We start from the raw sequence: 14,893 nt of genomic DNA, 5'->3' as shown, positions 1-14,893 counted from the left end.
CCCGGCCGGTTTCCCGACCGGTCCCGTCACCGGTTCCAGAGCCGACTCCATGGCGGGCGGGAGCGCCGCCGGAACGCCACGGCTCGACCGGGCCGCCTACGCCGCCCTCTACGGCCCGACCACCGGCGACCGGATCCGCCTCGCCGACACCAGCCTGCTGATCGAGGTGGAGGAGGACCGCTGCGGCGGGCCCGGACGGGCCGGCGACGAGGCGGTGTTCGGCGGCGGGAAGGTCATCCGCGAGTCCATGGGACAGTCCCGGGCCACCCGGGCCGAGGGCGCGCCCGACACCGTCATCACGGGTGCGGTGGTCCTCGACCACTGGGGCGTCGTCAAGGCCGACGTGGGGATCCGCGACGGCCGGATCACCGGCGTCGGCAAGGCGGGCAACCCCGACGTCATGGACGGCGTCCATCCCGACCTGGTGATCGGCCCGGAAACCGAGATCATCTCCGGCAACGGCCGTATCCTCACCGCCGGGGCCGTCGACGCCCACGTGCACTTCATCTGCCCGCAGGCCGCCGAGACCGCCCTCGCCACGGGGATCACCACTCTCGTCGGCGGCGGCACCGGCCCGGCGGAGGGCAGCAAGGCCACCACCGTCACACCCGGCGCCTGGCACCTTGCCCGGATGTTCGAGGCGATGGAGGCGTACCCCGTCAACATCGGCCTCCTCGGCAAGGGCAACACCGTCTCGTACGACGCCATGCGCGCCCAACTGCGCGCCGGCGCCGTGGGATTCAAGATCCACGAGGACTGGGGGGCCACCCCGGCCGTCATCGACGCCTGCCTGTCCGTCTGCGCGGAAAGCGGCGCCCAGCTCGCCATCCACACCGACACCCTCAACGAGGCCGGGTTCGTCGGCGACACCCTGGCCGCCATCGCCGGACGCTCGATCCACGCCTACCACACCGAGGGCGCGGGCGGCGGGCACGCGCCCGACATCATCACCGTCGTCTCCGAACCCAACGTTCTGCCCAGCTCCACCAACCCCACCCGCCCGCACACCGTCAACACCGTCGAGGAACACCTCGACATGCTGATGGTCTGCCACCACCTCAACCCCGCCGTCCCCGAGGACCTCGCCTTCGCCGAGTCCCGCATCCGCCCCGGCACCATCGCCGCCGAGGACGTCCTCCACGATCTCGGCGCCATCTCCATCGTCTCCTCCGACTCCCAGGCCATGGGCCGCATCGGCGAGACCGTGCTGCGCACCTGGCAGACCGCCCACGTGATGAAGGCCCGCCGCGGCCCGCTGCCCGGCGACGGCCCGGCCGACAACCGGCGCGCCCGCCGCTACGTCGCCAAGTACACGATCAATCCGGCCGTCGCGCAGGGGCTCGACCACGAGATCGGCTCGGTCGAGGAGGGCAAGCTCGCCGATCTGGTGCTGTGGGAACCGGCGTTCTTCGGTGTCCGGCCGCTGCTCGTCCTCAAGGGCGGCCAGATCGCCTGGGCGCAGATGGGCGACGCCAACGCCTCCATCCCCACTCCGCAACCGGTGCTGCCCCGGCCGATGTTTGGGGCGGTGGGCCGCGCCCCCGCCGCCACCTCCCTCAACTTCGTGACACAGTGGGCCCTCGACGACGGCCTCCCCGAACGCCTCGGCCTCGGCAAGCGCTTCCTGCCCATCCGCGACACCCGGGGCGTCACCAAGGCCGACATGCGCGAGAACGACGCCCTGCCGCACGTCGAGGTCGACCCGGACACCTTCACCGTCACCATCGACGGCGACCCGGTGGAGCCGAGCCCGGTGGCGGAACTGCCCATGGCTCAACGCTACTTCCTCTTCTGATGATCCCGGTGAACCGCATGCCCGCCGTCGACACCACCGCCCTCGCCCCGCTGCTCGTCCTCGCCGACGGGCGGTTCCCCGCCGGCGGCCACGCCCACTCCGGCGGCGCGGAGGCGGCCGTCGCGGCGGGCCGGATCCGGGACGCGGCCGACCTGGAGGAGTTCTGCCGCGGCCGGCTGCACACCGCCGGGCTGACCGCCGCCGCGCTCGCCGCGGCGGCCGCCTCCGGCGCGGACCCGCTCCTGCTCGACGAGGCCGCCGACGCGCGGACGCCGTCCCCGGCCCTGCGCGCCGTCGCCCGCCGCCTCGGCCGCCAACTGACGCGCGCCACCCGGGCCGTCTGGCCCTCACCCGCCCTCGACGCCCTCGCCGCGGCCCGGCCGCGCGGTGCCCACCAGCCCGTCGTCCTCGGCCTGGCCGCCCGCGCGGCCGGCCTCGGCCCACCGGCCGCCGCGTACGCCGCCGGCTACGAGGCGATCGGCGGGCCCGCCACGGCGGTCGTCCGGCTCCTCGGCCTCGATCCGTTCGCGGCCACGGGCGTGCTGGCCCGGCTCGCGCCGGAGCTGGACGCGGTGGCTTCGGCCGCGGCGGCGGCGGGGGAGCGCGTACTCGACGAGGGGACGGACGTACTGCCGGCAGCGTCGGCGCCGCTGCTTGATGTGATGGCGGAGGTGCATGCGGGGTGGCCGGTGCGGCTGTTCGCTTCGTAGGGGGTGGTGCCCCGGTCCCGCCCTTTCACCGTTTCCCGGGGCTGCGCCCCAGGACCCCTTGTTCGCGGCTTCGCCGCTCGTCCTCAAACGCCGGACGGGCTAGAGCAGCCTGCCCGGCGCTTGAGGGCAACCGCGCGGAGCGTGGTTTCGGGGTCTGGGGCTTGCCCCAGGAATCGGCGAAGGGGCGGGACCGGGGCAGCCCCCCCCGCAAACCTCAACCACCCACCTAGGGAGACCCACCATGCACCTCGACCACCCCACCACCCCCTACCCACACCGCCACACCCACTCCGCCACCCCGGCCCTACGGGCGAACGGCACACGCCGAGCGCTCCGCATCGGCCTGGGCGGCCCCGTCGGCACCGGCAAAACGGCGACCGTGGCCGCCCTCTGCCGCACCCTCCGCGACGACCTCTCGATCGCCGTCGTCACCAACGACATCTACACCCGCGAGGACGCCGAGTTCCTCCTCCGCAACGCCGTCCTGCCCCCCGAGCGCATCACCGCCGTGGAGACGGGCGCCTGCCCCCACACCGCGATCCGGGACGACATCTCGGCGAACCTCGAAGCGATCGAGGACCTGGAAGAGACCATCGAGCCCCTCGACCTCGTCCTCGTCGAGTCGGGCGGCGACAACCTCACCGCCACCTTCTCCAAGGGCCTCGTCGACGCCCAGGTCTTCGTGATCGACGTGGCGGGCGGCGACGACATCCCGCGCAAGGGCGGCCCGGGCATCACGAGCGCCGACCTCCTGGTCGTCAACAAGACGGACCTCGCGCCGTACGTCGGCGTCGACCTGGACGGGATGGCCCGCGACGCCAAGGCGCAACGCGGTGACCTGCCGGTGGCGTTCACGTCCCTCGCCACGGAGGGCGGCGTCGCGCCGGTACGGGACTGGGTGCGCGAGCGGCTCGCCGCCTGGAAGCGGACGTGACCGCCGTCCGCGTCGCCGGGCAGCGGGGGCCGGCGGCCGCCGTCCGGGCCGCGGCCCGCCTCGTCGCGGCCCCGGACGGCCGTGGCGGCACGGCGCTCCCCGTCCTGTCCGGCGAGGCGCCGTTCGCGCTCCGCAGGACCGGGCCGCGGGGCCCGACGGCGCACGTCGCGCTGGTCGGCGCGATGACCGCGCCGCTCGGCGGCGACCGGCTCACGCTGTCCGCCACGGTCGAGCCCGGCGCGGCCCTCCGCTTCACCACCACGGCCGCCACCCTCGCCCTGCCCGGCCGGACCGGCGCACCGGCCACGTACGACATCCGGATCGCCGTCGGGGACGGCGCGACCCTGCACTGGCTTCCCGAGCCGCTGATCTCCGCCGCCGGCAGCGACCTGCGGACCACCACCCGCGTCGAACTCGCCCCCACGGCACGACTGGTCCTCCGCGAGGAACAGGTGCTGGGCCGCGCGGGCGAGCCGCCCGGGCGGCTCACGGCCCGGGTGACCGTGCACCGCGCCGGCCGCGCGCTCTACGACCAGGAGCTGGCCTACGGGCCGGGCGCGCCCGGCTGGGACGGCGGCGCGGTCCTCGGCGGCCACCGGGCCGTCGGGCAGCTCCTGGTCGTCGACCCGGCCCTCGGCGACGCGCCGACGGTGCCGCGCCTCGGAACGGCCGAGGGCACGGTGGCCGCCGCCATGCCGCTCGCCGGACCCGCCGTCGCGGTGAGCGCCGTCGCGTCCGACGCCCTCCGCCTCCGCGCACTGCTGCGCGCGGCGGAGACCGCGGTGACGCCCGAACCGGGACAGCCGGGGGTGACGGAGGACGCCACGGGAGGCATCCGGCATGACGTCATCCTTACGGATTAGTAAAGATTCACCCGAACAACCTGTCCATCTTGGTACGGGAGACGGAATCATCCCTGGTGCAGCTCTGTGATCATCGCCGTCCCGATCCGAGGACGGCGTTCCCAGCAGGGGGATTCCCACGTGAGACCTAAAGCGATACTCGGCGCGGCCACCGGCACCGTGATGACCGGCGCCCTCGTCGCGGGCTTCCTGGCCGCTCCGTCGGCCGGCGCCACCGAGCGCGTGCCCGGCGGCGCCGCCGAGGCCAAGGGCGTGCAGGCCGCCGCCGCGAAGGCGGCGAAGACGGGCGTCAAGTGGCAGGACTGTCCCGCCACCTGGGGCCTGGAGAAGCCCATCCAGTGCGGTTGGGTGACCGTTCCGGTCGACTACGCCAAGCCGAACGGCCCGACGATCAAGATCGCCGTGGACCGTGTCCGCGCCACCGGCACCGCCAAGGAGCGCCAGGGTTCGCTGGTCTACAACCCGGGCGGCCCGGGCGGCTCCGGCCTGAAGTTCCCGCGCAAGGTCACGACGAAGAACCCCATCTACACCAAGGTCGCCAAGGCCTACGACTTCGTCGGCTTCGACCCGCGCGGCGTGGGCAAGTCCGCCCCGATCTCCTGCGTCGACCCCAAGCAGTTCGTCGCCGCCCCCAAGGCCGACCCGGTGCCGGCGAACAACGCCGACAAGCTGGCCCAGCGCAAGCTCGCCAAGCAGTACGCGGACGGCTGCGCCAAGCGCAGCGGCAAGATGCTGCCGTACATGACGACGATGAACACCGCCCGCGACCTCGACGTCGTGCGTGCCGCCCTCGGCGAGAAGAAGCTCAACTACCTGGGCGTCTCCTACGGCACCTACCTCGGCGCCGTCTACGGCACGCTGTTCCCGGGCCACGTCCGCCGCATGATCGTGGACAGCGTCGTCAACCCGGCCACCAGCAACATCTGGTACGACGCCAACCTCGAGCAGGACATCGCCTTCGAGGGCCGCTTCAAGGACTGGGAGAAGTGGGTCGCCAAGTACGACTCCGTCTTCCACATCGGCAACAGCCAGGCCAAGGTGCACGCCCAGTGGCTGAAGCTGCGCGCCGAGGCGAAGAAGAAGCCGATCGGCGGGGTCGTCGGCCCGGCCGAGCTCATCAACTTCTTCCAGAGCGCCGCGTACTACGACTCTTCCTGGATCCCGGTCGCCGACACCTGGGCCAAGTACCGCGCCGGTGACAAGAAGGCCCTCGTCGAGGCCGCCGGTCCGGACTTCGCCGGTGCCGTCTCCGCCGAGAACGGCAACGCCGTCTACACCGCCGTCGAGTGCGCCGACGCCAAGTGGCCCACGAGCTGGAAGAAGTGGGACCGCGACAACACCCGCATCCACCGCCAGGCCCCCTTCATGACCTGGTCCAACGCGTGGATGAACCTCCCCTGCGCCACCTGGAAGGGCCCGCAGGGCACGCCCCTCGAGGTCAAGACCTACAAGGGCCTGCCGCAGACCCTCATCGTGCAGTCCACCCGTGACGCCGCCACCCCCTACGCCGGCGCGGTCGAGCTGCACAAGCGCTTCAAGGGCTCCCGCCTGATCACGGAGAAGGACGCCGGCTCGCACGGCGTCACCGGCCTGGTCAACCCCTGCATCAACAACCGGGTCGACACCTACCTGCTCACCGGCAAGGTCGACGCCAAGGACGTCACGTGCACCCCGCACGCCGTCCCGGCGCCGAAGGCCGCCAAGTAACACGCCGACAGGCACACCACCACCTCCGCACCCCGGGCCGGACCACGGCCCGGGGTGCGGTCTTTTCCGAGCCCGGCGCGGCACCCCGGACGAACCCCGGGTGCCGCGCCGGCGCAGAGCGGACAGGAACTGGAACCGCATGACAGCAACAGCACCGGCCACCGTCGTCGCACTGTGGTCCTACCCGGTCAAAGGCTGCGCCGGAACCCCCCTGGATCAGGCGCTCCTGACACCGACCGGTCTCGCACACGACCGCGCGTTCATGGTCGTCGACGACGAGGGGGTCTTCCGCAGCCAGCGCAAGGACCCGCTCCTCGCGACCATCCGGCCCGAGGTCGGCGCCGACGGCGCACTGCTCACCCTGCGCGCCCCCGGCGCCGGCGAGGTCGTCGTCGAAACCGACACCACCGGCCCCCGGCGCGGCGTCGAGATGTTCGGCGCGCCCTACCGGGCCATCGACCAGGGCCACGAGGCCGCCGCCTGGCTGAGCGAGGTGCTCGGCGCACCCAGCAGGCTGGTCCGGGTGCCGCCGGAACACGACCGCGTCACCGACGGACTTACCCCCGGCACCGCGAACTGGGCCGACAGCGGCGCCCTCCACCTGCTCTCCCGCTCCACCCTCGCCCTGCTGGACCGGAAGCTGACCGAACGCGGCGCGGAGCCGCTGCCCGTCGACCGCTTCCGCCCCAACGTCGTCGTGGACCACTGGGACGAGCCCCACACCGAGGACCGGCTGCGGCACTTCACCGTCGGCGACGCCGAACTGGCCTACGCCAAGCTCGCCGTCCGCTGCGCGGTCACCATGGTCGCCCAGGAGTCCGGCACCAAGGCCGGCCCGGAACCGCTCCGCACCCTCGCCACCTACCGGCGGGCACCGGGCGGCGGCGTCGTCTTCGGCGCCAAGTTCTCCGTCCTGCGACCGGGCAAACTGTCCGTGGGCGACGCACTGGCCGTCCACGCCTGGGGAGACCCCGAGGCCTGACATACCGCCGGCCCACTCGCCCCGCCCGTGGGCCGCGGGCGGGACGGGTGTGCCGCACGCGTCTTGCCGTGGCTCGGGACGGTCCACGACGATGCCCCCATGAGCCTGACGACCGAAGGCCGTGCGCCCGGGCCCGTGCGCTTTCGCCTCGCCTGCGACCGCGGCGACTGCACCCGACACACCACCTTCGACCTGGTGATCGCCGAACCGCCCCCGGACCGGGAGACCGACTTCCTCGGCCACCTCCTTCACGAGGCCCACCAGGCCATGCCCTACATCGACGGCCTCGGCTGGGTCTGCGCCGAGGGCGAGGGCTACCGCTGCCCGGCCTGCGCCGCGGCGTGCAGCCGGCCGGCCGACACGGCGTGAGCGCGCGTCGGCGGGCGAGTCCGATCCGACGTGGGCGGGCGCGGCCCTTCGCGGCGACGGCGGGTGGACGGGGTCCGAGCGGCGTCGGCGAGTGAGTCTGATCCCGCGTGGGTGGCACGGGCCGAGCCTTTGCCGGGGGCACAGGGGCTGGGGCCGGCTTCCGGGCGGATCACTGCCGGAAGCCGGCCCCAGCGGGTCAGGCCTCGCCCTCCGGCGGTGCGCGAACACGGCCCGGCGAGCAGCGGTGAGTGGTCCCGAAGCCGCGGGGCGGGCAGGGCGCGAGCCCGCGACGGCCGCGTGAACACGGTCCGAGCGGCGCCGGTGGGCGAGCCTGATCCCCGCGGGGAGGGGCGGTCCGGGCTCGCGGTGGTGGGCGAACGCGGTCCGAGCGGCTGCCGGTGGGCGGGCTCGATTCCGTACCGGTGGGCACCGCCTCGGTCACCGACGGCGGTGCGCGGACGGGCCACCCTGTGCCGATGACGGTCACGGCCGTCCCATGTCGGCGGGCGGCGGGGTGAACGGCGGGCCGCCGGGGGAGGGCGGCCGTCGGCCGTCGTGTCACCCCGGCCCGGGACCCGTCAGGGCCCGGTCGGCCCGGTCGGCCCGGTCGGCCCGGTGGGTCCGCCCGAGCGCTCGAACACCGCCGCGAAAGCGGCCCGCGTCGGCGAGTCCGGGCGTCGGTCCAGGACCGCGAAGACGACGTGCTCGAACCGCCCGGCGAAGCGGCCCCCGCCCGTCAGGTGCCCGGCGAACGCCGCGGCCACGTCCGCCGGTTCGTTGCGGAACACCCCGCAGCCCCACGCGCCCAGCACCAGCCGCCGGTGCCCGTGCGCCACCGCCACCTCCAGCACCCGCCCGGCTCGCGAGGCGAGCACGGCCGGGATCCGGCCGGTCTCGTCCGGCGTCCGCCGTGCGATCACGCCCGCGTTGGGCGCGGCCGAGGTCAGGAACCCGGCCGGGAACGGAGCGTCGAGCAACTCGCCCCGGTCGTCGCGGAAGACCGGCACGCCGGGGGAGTGGATCACACGGTCGCTGTAGAAGGGGCTGGGGTCCGCCCGGTGGGCGGCGTAGAACCCGGGCACCTCACGCAGACAGGCGTAGAGCGCCGAACCCCGGCACACCGCCTCCTCCTGCGCCTGCGCACCGTTGAGATAACCCCCGCCCGGATTCCGGGCGGAAGCGAAGTTCAGCACCGCGACCTCGTCGCCCGTACCGCAGTCCGCCAACCGGCGAGCCGCCGTCAGACTGCCCTCGTCGGTCACCTCGAACACCGTGGTCACCTGGGCCCCGTCCCGCTCCGGGACGGCCACCGGCTCCGGTCCGTACATGCGCGTCCCGGCCCGGGCCGCCGCCACCGCACCGGCGATGTCCGCCACCCGCCCGCCGGGCGCCGTGTAACGCCCCTCGGCGACGATCCGTTCCGTCTCCTGCGCCATCCCGCGCAGCCGTGCACTCATCCGTCACTCCTTGTCACGGGGGTGACTGTATGCACGCGAACACCGTGGCGGCCACGGCATTTCCCTGTGAGCACCACGCCGGCAGAGCCCCGGCGTTCCCCGGCCACTCGCTCATCGCTACGGCCGACACGTCCGGCAGCCCGGGCAGCCCGCCGCGCGACGGCGCTCCGCAGTGGACGCAAGCGGCGACGCCGCCGGTGTGGGCGCATCCGAGGAGTCCTTCGAACGCGGCGAGAATGCGGCAGTGTGGGCCGGCGTCGCGGAAGCCGTTGCCTGCGAGCGTTCGGAGGAGCGCTTATGGGTCCCGGGTGCTGTGAGCGGTCCGGAAGTGCGTGGGCCCGCGAGCGTTCCGGGGAAAACCGTGTGCGCCGTCGCCCCGCCCCTTGGTACCGTCGCCGGCATGTGCTTCCTCGCCGCCCAGAGCTGGTTCCTCAAGCCCCGTAGTGCCGCCTAGCGGCAGGCTGCGACCGGCATTTCGTCAGCTTCGCCGCGCTCCGGTTCCCCGCCGGTGCGGCGCTTCACGCTGCCCGGCTCCGACGACGATGACGCACACCGCGGAGCACATCTCATGAACGAACAGCATCACGGCCACGACACCGGCGATCTGCGCGACCTTCTTCCCGCCGCCGAGCCGACGTTGACAACCGCCCCCGCCGAGTTGGTGCGGTGGGTCGGCCGGAACGCCGTCCGCCTGACCCCGCCGGGTCCCGGCGCCGATCCGGACGCCCCGCTCGACGACCTGGAGCCGCTGCGCGACCTCGTCGGCGACGCCCGCGTCGTCGCGCTCGGCGAGAACGCGCACCAGATCCGCGAGTTCGGACTTCTGCGCCACCGTGTCCTGCGGTTCCTCGTCGAGGAACTCGGCTTCACCGCCTACGCCATGGAGTACGGCGCCGCCGAGGGGCGCGCCGTGGACGCCTGGGTGCGGGGCGGGCCCGGTGACCTCGACGGCCTCCTCGCTCCCGGTGCCGCGGAGAGCGGCGTACATCGCCTGGGGCTGCCCGTCGAGGTCCGGGACACCCTGCGGTGGCTGCGCCACCACAACGCCACCGCCACGCACCCGGTCCGCTTCCTCGGCTGCGACATTCCCATGGCGGGCGGCTCGCTCGCGCCCGTCCTGGGCCCGGTCGCCGCCTACCTGGCGGACGTCGACCCCGGCGCCCTGCGCTTCCTGGACGTCGCGCGGGAGATCGACGCGTCGATCTCGGGCGGGACGGTGATGGTTCCCGCCTACGCCCGGCTCGACCTCGATCCGGCGGTCCAGGACCGTCTCACCACCGCGCTCGCCCGGCTCCTCGGCCGGTTCACAGACCTGCGCGAGGTGCACACCGACCGCGCCGGCCGTGCGGCGTACGAGACGGCGCTGTCGGACGTCCGCGCGGCGGTCGCCACCGACCGGGCCCAGCGCGCCATGGCCGAGGCGCTCTCGGGCGCGTCCGACGGCCCGGGCTTCGTGGCGCGGGAGCGCTACCTCGCCGACACGCTGCTGGATTTTCTCGACCGGTCGGCGGCCGACACCCGCGTCGTCCTCGTCGGACATAACGCCCACATCCAGCGCTGCGTCGTCGGCGCCGGCGGTCCGGTGGCGGTGACCACCATGGGCCACCTGCTCTCCCGGGCGCTCGGTGCGGACTACGTGCCCGTCGCCCTGACCGGCAACGGTGGCGAGACGGTCGAGAACCTGCCCGACCGCGACCACCCGGCCGGGATGCGCTGGGGCCGGGCCGCCGCCCCGGACGCCGTACCCGACAGCGTCGAGGCGCTGTTCGCGGCCGTCCGCGGCCGGCCCGCGCTGGTGGACGCGCGGGCGCTGCGCGCGTACGCCCGACGGAGCGGGCTGCCCGAGCCGGTCCGCACCCGGCTGGACACCGCCTTCATCGAGGTCCCCGCCCTGGAGGCGTTCGACGGAATCATCTGCGTGCCGGACACCACCCTCAGCGCCGACCTCCAGGAGTGATCGACAGGCGGTCCGCTTTGCCCCGAAAGAGGGGTGAAAGTGGCGGTCTGCGGGGCGGGTATGCGAGCATCCGGGCCCGCCCTGCCGGGCCCCACGCTCCTCGGAAGGCACAGCCATGTCCGTATCCAGTACCCTCGCCGCCGGCGCGGCGGTCGTCGTCGCGCTCGCCCTGCCGGCCGCCCCGGTATCCGCCGCGCAAACGGACCCGGTGCAGGGTGAGTTGCTGCTCACCCTCTCCGGCGGCGACCACACCTGGATCCGTGGCGTCCGGCTGACCTGCCCGGACGCGGGTGGTCCGCACCCGCACGCGGCCGAGGCGTGCGCGCGCCTCGCCGAGGCGCACGGCCGGCTGAACGCGCTCCCGCACGAGGACCGGCCGTGCGGCGCCGAACGGGAGCCGGTCACCGCGACGGCCGACGGACGCTGGGGAGCGGCCGACCTGCACTGGAAGGGCACCTACTCCGGCCCATGCGCCCTCGACGCGGCGACCGGGCCGGTGTTCCGCTTCTGAGCGGGGGGAGGAGGGGGGGGAGAGGCGCAACCTGCCGAGGCGTTCCCTTCACGGCCCGGCGGCGGCGAGCGGCCCGGCGATGGCAAGCGGCCCGGCGGCGTCGAGTGACCCCGCCACAATGGGCCGCTTGCCGGAGTCGGGCCGTCCTCGTCGGGCCGCCGGACCAGGAGCGACGGAGCCGGAGCCCGCCGGGCCACGAGCCCGCCCACCGGCAAGTCCGCCCACCGGCAAAACCGCTCCCCGGCAAGCCGCCCACCGGCCAACCCGCCCAGCCTCTCACCCCTCAAGCGCGCCCCTCACGTCCCTCGGGCCACCAGCGCCCCCACCGTCGTCAGCCCCAGCACGACCCAGGCGAACCAGAGCCAGCCGTTGCCCCCCAACGTCACCGTGTAAGCGGTCACGGCCACCAGGCCGCCCACGGTGAGCCAAGCCATCGTCTTCGTCGATCCGGGCACCCCGCACCTCCTCACGGCGGCCTCGCGCACATATGAGGCGCACATATGCGCGAGCCGCGGCCGGAGACCATCGTCCCCGGCCGCGGCCGTCAATGCCACAGCGCTGTAGGTGCTTGTCGCTCGGCGATGCCCGAGCCGGTGCGACGCCGCCCGAGCCGGTGGGTCAGTACCCGAGCCGGTTCACCTGCGGCGCGCCTGGAGCGAGGCCAGGTACGCGTTGTAGGCCGCCAGCTCCTGGTCGCCGTCCCGGTCCGCCTGCCGGTCGCTGCGGCGGGCCTGCCGCTGCTCGGAGCGGTACCACTGGAAGGCCAGTGCCAGCAGCACGACCACCGACGGGATCTCGCTGAAGGCCCAGGCGATGCCGCCGCCCGCCTGCTGGTCGTCGAGCGCGTCGATGCCCAGTGAGGCCATGGGGTGCTTGTACGTCCCGATCATGGGCTCGGACGACATCATCAGCGCGATGCCGAAGAACGCGTGGAACGGCATGCCCGCGAACAGCTCCAGCATCCGCATCACATAGCCCGGCCGGTGCGGGCCCGGGTCCACGCCCATGATCGGCCAGAAGAACACCAGGCCGACCGCGAGGAAGTGGATCATCATGGCGATGTGGCCGGTCCGGCTCTCCATGAGGAAGTCGAAGAGCGGGGTGAAGTAGAGGGCGTAGAGGCTCGCGATGAACATGGGGATCGTGAACGCGGGGTGCGTGATGATCCGCATATAGCGGCTGTGCAGCAGCATCACGAGCCACTCGCGCGGGCCCTTGCTCCCCCGGCGCGCCGGCGGCAGTGCGCGCAGGGTGAGGGACACCGGCGCGCCCAGCAGGATCAGGATGGGGGAGAGCATGCTGATCACCATGTGCTGGACCATGTGCACGCTGAACATGACCATGCCGTAGTCGTTCAGCTTGGTGCACATCACCAGCGCCACGGAGAGGACGCCGAGGGTGAACCACACGGTCCGGTTCACCGGCCACTTGTCGCCCCGGCGCCACAGCCGCACCACCGCATAGCCATAAAGGGCCAGCGCCACGGCGCAGGCGGTGGTGAAGAACGGATCACCGCTCCACTCCAGACCCCGTCCGAGGGTGAACGGTGGCATGTCCATCATGTCCATGCCGTGCCCGCTGTGATCCATCCGCTCTCTCCCGATTAGGACCGATGCGCCGGGTCCAGAGTAGAGGCGCCCCCGGTGTGACCTGCGCCCGGGGGCTCCTCCGAAGCGGTAGCGGAAGGGTGGCGAAGAGTGAGGAAGGGGGGCTCAGAGCACGGAGTCGACCTCGCCGTACCGGTCCTCCGGCACCGTCTTCAGCGACTCCACCGCCTCCGCCAGCGGCACCAGCGTGATCTCCGTGCCGCGCAGCGCGGTCATCATCCCGAAGTCGCCCCGGTGGGCCGCCTCGACGGCGTGCCAGCCGAAGCGGGTGGCGAGGACGCGGTCGTACGCGGTCGGGGTGCCGCCGCGCTGGACGTGGCCCAGGATCACCGGCCGGGCCTCCTTGCCCAGCCGCCGCTCCAGCTCCACGGCCAACTGCCGGGCCACCCCGGCGAAGCGCTCGTGCCCGTAGACGTCCGTGCCGCCGCTCTCGAACGGCATCGACCCCTCGCGCGGCTTGGCGCCCTCCGCGACCACCACGATCGCGAACCGCTTGCCGGCCTCGAAGCGCTTGCCGACCACCGACGTCAGCTCGTCGATGTCGAACGGCCGCTCCGGCACCACGATCGCGTGGGCGCCGGCGGCCATGCCCGAGTGCAGGGCGATCCAGCCGGTGTGCCGGCCCATGACCTCGACGATCAGCACCCGCTGGTGCGACTCGGCCGTCGTCTTCAGCCGGTCCAGGGCCTCCGTGGCGACCCCGACGGCCGTGTCGAAGCCGAAGGTCACGTCGGTGGCCGCGATGTCGTTGTCGATCGTCTTGGGGACGCCGACGATCGGGATCCCGCCGTCGGACAGCAGCCGGGCCGCCTTGAGCGTCCCCTCGCCGCCGATCGGGATCACCGCGTCCAGACCCAGCGCCGCGACGTGCTCCCGGGCCCGCTCGACGCCGTCCCGCAACTGTTCGGGACGGACCCGCGAGGAGCCGAGGATGGTGCCGCCCGCGGCCAGGATGCCGGCCACCGCGTCGAGGTCCAGCGGCCGGTGGTCGCCCTCCAGGAGACCCCGCCAGCCGTCGTGGAAGCCGATCACCTCGTCGCCGTGGTCGGCGACCGCCCGGTGCACGACGGAACGTATGACGGCGTTGAGACCGGGGCAGTCGCCGCCGGAGGTGAGCACACCGATGCGCATGGTGGAAACCTTTGTGACAGGGCCGACGACCGGACCCCGTCGTCCGGTGGAATCCCCGCCACCCTACCCAGGGCGGGTGACGGGGAACACCGGCGTCCGTCATACAGACGGAGCGGACGTACAGGCCGCGTCAAAAGGTCACGCGGGCTGTGTCGCCGCCGCGATCCGCTCGTTGCGCAGCGCGTCGTACCAGCGGTCGTCCACCGGCGGCAGCGCGTTGACGTCCAGCGCCAGCTTCAGCAGCAGGTCCGCGATGTGCGGGTTCCGCGCCATGACCGGGCCGTGCATGTACGTACCGAAGACCGTCTCGTTGAACGCGCCCTCGGTGCCGTCGCCCGTGCCGTTGCCGTTGCCGAAGCGGACCCGGGCGAACGGGCGCGCGGCCGGGCCGAGGTGGGTGACGCCCTGGTGGTTCTCGAAGCCGGTCAGCGGCGGCAGGCCGAGCTGCGGGTCGATGTCGCCGAGCACGTCACCGACGCAGCGCTCGCCCTCGCCGCGGGTGCTGTAGACGTCGAGCAGGCCCAGGCCCTGCTCGCGCTGGCCCAGGTCGTTGATGAACTCGTGGCCCAGGATCTGGTACCCGGCGCAGACCGAGAAGACGATCGCGCCGTTGGCGACCGCCCGGTTGAGACCGCCGTCGCGGCGCAGCCGCTCGGCCGCCAGCCGCTGCGGACGGTCCTCACCGCCGCCGATCAGGTAGATGTCGCCCGAGGTGGGGATCTGCTGGTCGGAACGGACGTCCAGGCGCTGGACGTCCAGCCGGCGCTGGTGGGCGCGCCGCTCCAGGACCAGGACGTTGCCCTGGTCCCCGTAGGTGCTGAGCAGGTCGGGGTAGACCCACACCACACGCAGACTGTTCTGGCTCATGCT

The 14,893-nt window shown here is 73.5% G+C and carries 14 protein-coding genes; 9 read left to right on the top strand and 5 right to left on the bottom strand.

Annotated elements, in window-relative coordinates; translation table 11 throughout:
* Window positions 1-49: 49 nt before the first annotated feature.
* The 7 genes from ACZ6X9_RS06745 to ACZ6X9_RS06715 all read left to right on the top strand — a co-directional run bounded on the left by ACZ6X9_RS06745 (window position 50) and on the right by ACZ6X9_RS06715 (window position 7,360).
* Entirely contained in the window at window positions 50-1,795 is a 1,746-nt protein-coding gene (locus tag ACZ6X9_RS06745) for an urease subunit alpha (protein WP_469777626.1), read from the top strand.
* Window positions 1,795-2,505 (top strand): urease accessory protein UreF, encoded by a 711-nt coding sequence (locus tag ACZ6X9_RS06740; RefSeq protein ID WP_469776860.1) that lies wholly within the window; start codon window positions 1,795-1,797, stop codon window positions 2,503-2,505. The genes ACZ6X9_RS06745 and ACZ6X9_RS06740 overlap by 1 nt, the downstream gene beginning before the upstream one ends.
* A 241-nt stretch (window positions 2,506-2,746) precedes the next feature.
* A complete protein-coding gene (ureG, locus tag ACZ6X9_RS06735) occupies window positions 2,747-3,439 on the top strand; it encodes an urease accessory protein UreG (protein WP_469776859.1) in 693 nt (230 codons plus the stop codon).
* The gene (locus tag ACZ6X9_RS06730; RefSeq protein WP_469776858.1) at window positions 3,436-4,302 is read left to right on the top strand and encodes an urease accessory protein UreD; all 867 of its coding nucleotides are present in this window, start codon (window positions 3,436-3,438) and stop codon (window positions 4,300-4,302) included. Before ureG ends, ACZ6X9_RS06730 begins: the two co-directional genes overlap by 4 nt.
* Window positions 4,303-4,464: 162 nt before the next feature.
* The gene (locus ACZ6X9_RS06725; RefSeq protein ID WP_469777625.1) at window positions 4,465-6,009 is read left to right on the top strand and encodes an alpha/beta hydrolase; all 1,545 of its coding nucleotides are present in this window, start codon (window positions 4,465-4,467) and stop codon (window positions 6,007-6,009) included.
* A gap of 139 nt (window positions 6,010-6,148) precedes the next feature.
* On the top strand, window positions 6,149-6,991 hold the full coding sequence (locus ACZ6X9_RS06720) for an MOSC domain-containing protein (protein ID WP_469776857.1): 843 nt from the start codon (window positions 6,149-6,151) through the stop codon (window positions 6,989-6,991).
* Window positions 6,992-7,090: 99 nt separating this feature from the next.
* Window positions 7,091-7,360, top strand: a complete 270-nt coding sequence (locus tag ACZ6X9_RS06715) for a hypothetical protein (protein ID WP_469776856.1) — start codon at window positions 7,091-7,093, stop codon at window positions 7,358-7,360.
* 578 nt (window positions 7,361-7,938) lie between these two features.
* Here ACZ6X9_RS06715 and ACZ6X9_RS06710 read toward each other — a convergent pair.
* Window positions 7,939-8,817 (bottom strand): TIGR02452 family protein, encoded by an 879-nt coding sequence (locus ACZ6X9_RS06710; RefSeq protein ID WP_469776855.1) that lies wholly within the window; start codon window positions 8,815-8,817, stop codon window positions 7,939-7,941.
* Between the two features lie 568 nt (window positions 8,818-9,385).
* Here ACZ6X9_RS06710 and ACZ6X9_RS06705 point away from each other — a divergent pair.
* Window positions 9,386-10,774 carry an erythromycin esterase family protein gene (locus ACZ6X9_RS06705; RefSeq protein WP_469776854.1) on the top strand — a complete coding sequence of 463 codons (1,389 nt, stop codon included), beginning with the start codon at window positions 9,386-9,388 and terminating at the stop codon, window positions 10,772-10,774.
* 115 nt (window positions 10,775-10,889) lie between these two features.
* On the top strand, window positions 10,890-11,285 hold the full coding sequence (locus tag ACZ6X9_RS06700; protein ID WP_469776853.1) for an SSI family serine proteinase inhibitor: 396 nt from the start codon (window positions 10,890-10,892) through the stop codon (window positions 11,283-11,285).
* A 296-nt stretch (window positions 11,286-11,581) separates the two neighbouring features.
* On the opposite strand, the gene ACZ6X9_RS06695 is transcribed toward ACZ6X9_RS06700, so the two are convergent.
* The 4 genes from ACZ6X9_RS06695 to ACZ6X9_RS06680 all read right to left on the bottom strand — a co-directional run bounded on the left by ACZ6X9_RS06695 (window position 11,582) and on the right by ACZ6X9_RS06680 (window position 14,890).
* The gene (locus tag ACZ6X9_RS06695; protein ID WP_469776852.1) at window positions 11,582-11,740 is read right to left on the bottom strand and encodes a hypothetical protein; all 159 of its coding nucleotides are present in this window, start codon (window positions 11,738-11,740) and stop codon (window positions 11,582-11,584) included.
* Between the two features lie 180 nt (window positions 11,741-11,920).
* Window positions 11,921-12,874 carry a cytochrome c oxidase assembly protein gene (locus ACZ6X9_RS06690; RefSeq protein WP_469776851.1) on the bottom strand — a complete coding sequence of 318 codons (954 nt, stop codon included), beginning with the start codon at window positions 12,872-12,874 and terminating at the stop codon, window positions 11,921-11,923.
* 123 nt (window positions 12,875-12,997) lie between these two features.
* Complete coding sequence (locus tag ACZ6X9_RS06685) at window positions 12,998-14,023, bottom strand: 6-phosphofructokinase (RefSeq protein ID WP_469776850.1); 1,026 nt, start codon at window positions 14,021-14,023, stop codon at window positions 12,998-13,000.
* Window positions 14,024-14,161: 138 nt separating this feature from the next.
* The gene (locus ACZ6X9_RS06680; RefSeq protein ID WP_469776849.1) at window positions 14,162-14,890 is read right to left on the bottom strand and encodes a type 1 glutamine amidotransferase; all 729 of its coding nucleotides are present in this window, start codon (window positions 14,888-14,890) and stop codon (window positions 14,162-14,164) included.
* Window positions 14,891-14,893: the final 3 nt, after the last annotated feature.

The sequence above is a fragment of the Streptomyces sp. NPDC052910 genome, assembly GCF_055585605.1.
This window is presented reverse-complemented; position numbering and strand designations above follow the sequence as displayed.

Excerpts from the sequence above, each read along its gene's own strand:
- ACZ6X9_RS06720 (WP_469776857.1), top strand. The coding sequence starts at position 6,149 with ATGACAGCAACAGCACCGGCCACCGTCGTCGCACTGTGGTCCTACCCG.
- ACZ6X9_RS06725 (WP_469777625.1), top strand. The coding sequence starts at position 4,465 with ATGACCGGCGCCCTCGTCGCGGGCTTCCTGGCCGCTCCGTCGGCCGGC.
- ACZ6X9_RS06685 (WP_469776850.1), bottom strand. The coding sequence starts at position 14,023 with ATGCGCATCGGTGTGCTCACCTCCGGCGGCGACTGCCCCGGTCTCAAC.
- ACZ6X9_RS06745 (WP_469777626.1), top strand. The coding sequence starts at position 50 with ATGGCGGGCGGGAGCGCCGCCGGAACGCCACGGCTCGACCGGGCCGCC.
- ACZ6X9_RS06710 (WP_469776855.1), bottom strand. The coding sequence starts at position 8,817 with ATGAGTGCACGGCTGCGCGGGATGGCGCAGGAGACGGAACGGATCGTC.
- ACZ6X9_RS06705 (WP_469776854.1), top strand. The coding sequence starts at position 9,386 with ATGAACGAACAGCATCACGGCCACGACACCGGCGATCTGCGCGACCTT.
- ACZ6X9_RS06690 (WP_469776851.1), bottom strand. The coding sequence starts at position 12,874 with ATGGATCACAGCGGGCACGGCATGGACATGATGGACATGCCACCGTTC.
- ACZ6X9_RS06715 (WP_469776856.1), top strand. The coding sequence starts at position 7,091 with ATGAGCCTGACGACCGAAGGCCGTGCGCCCGGGCCCGTGCGCTTTCGC.
- ACZ6X9_RS06740 (WP_469776860.1), top strand. The coding sequence starts at position 1,795 with ATGATCCCGGTGAACCGCATGCCCGCCGTCGACACCACCGCCCTCGCC.
- ACZ6X9_RS06700 (WP_469776853.1), top strand. The coding sequence starts at position 10,890 with ATGTCCGTATCCAGTACCCTCGCCGCCGGCGCGGCGGTCGTCGTCGCG.
- ACZ6X9_RS06680 (WP_469776849.1), bottom strand. The coding sequence starts at position 14,890 with ATGAGCCAGAACAGTCTGCGTGTGGTGTGGGTCTACCCCGACCTGCTC.
- ureG (WP_469776859.1), top strand. The coding sequence starts at position 2,747 with ATGCACCTCGACCACCCCACCACCCCCTACCCACACCGCCACACCCAC.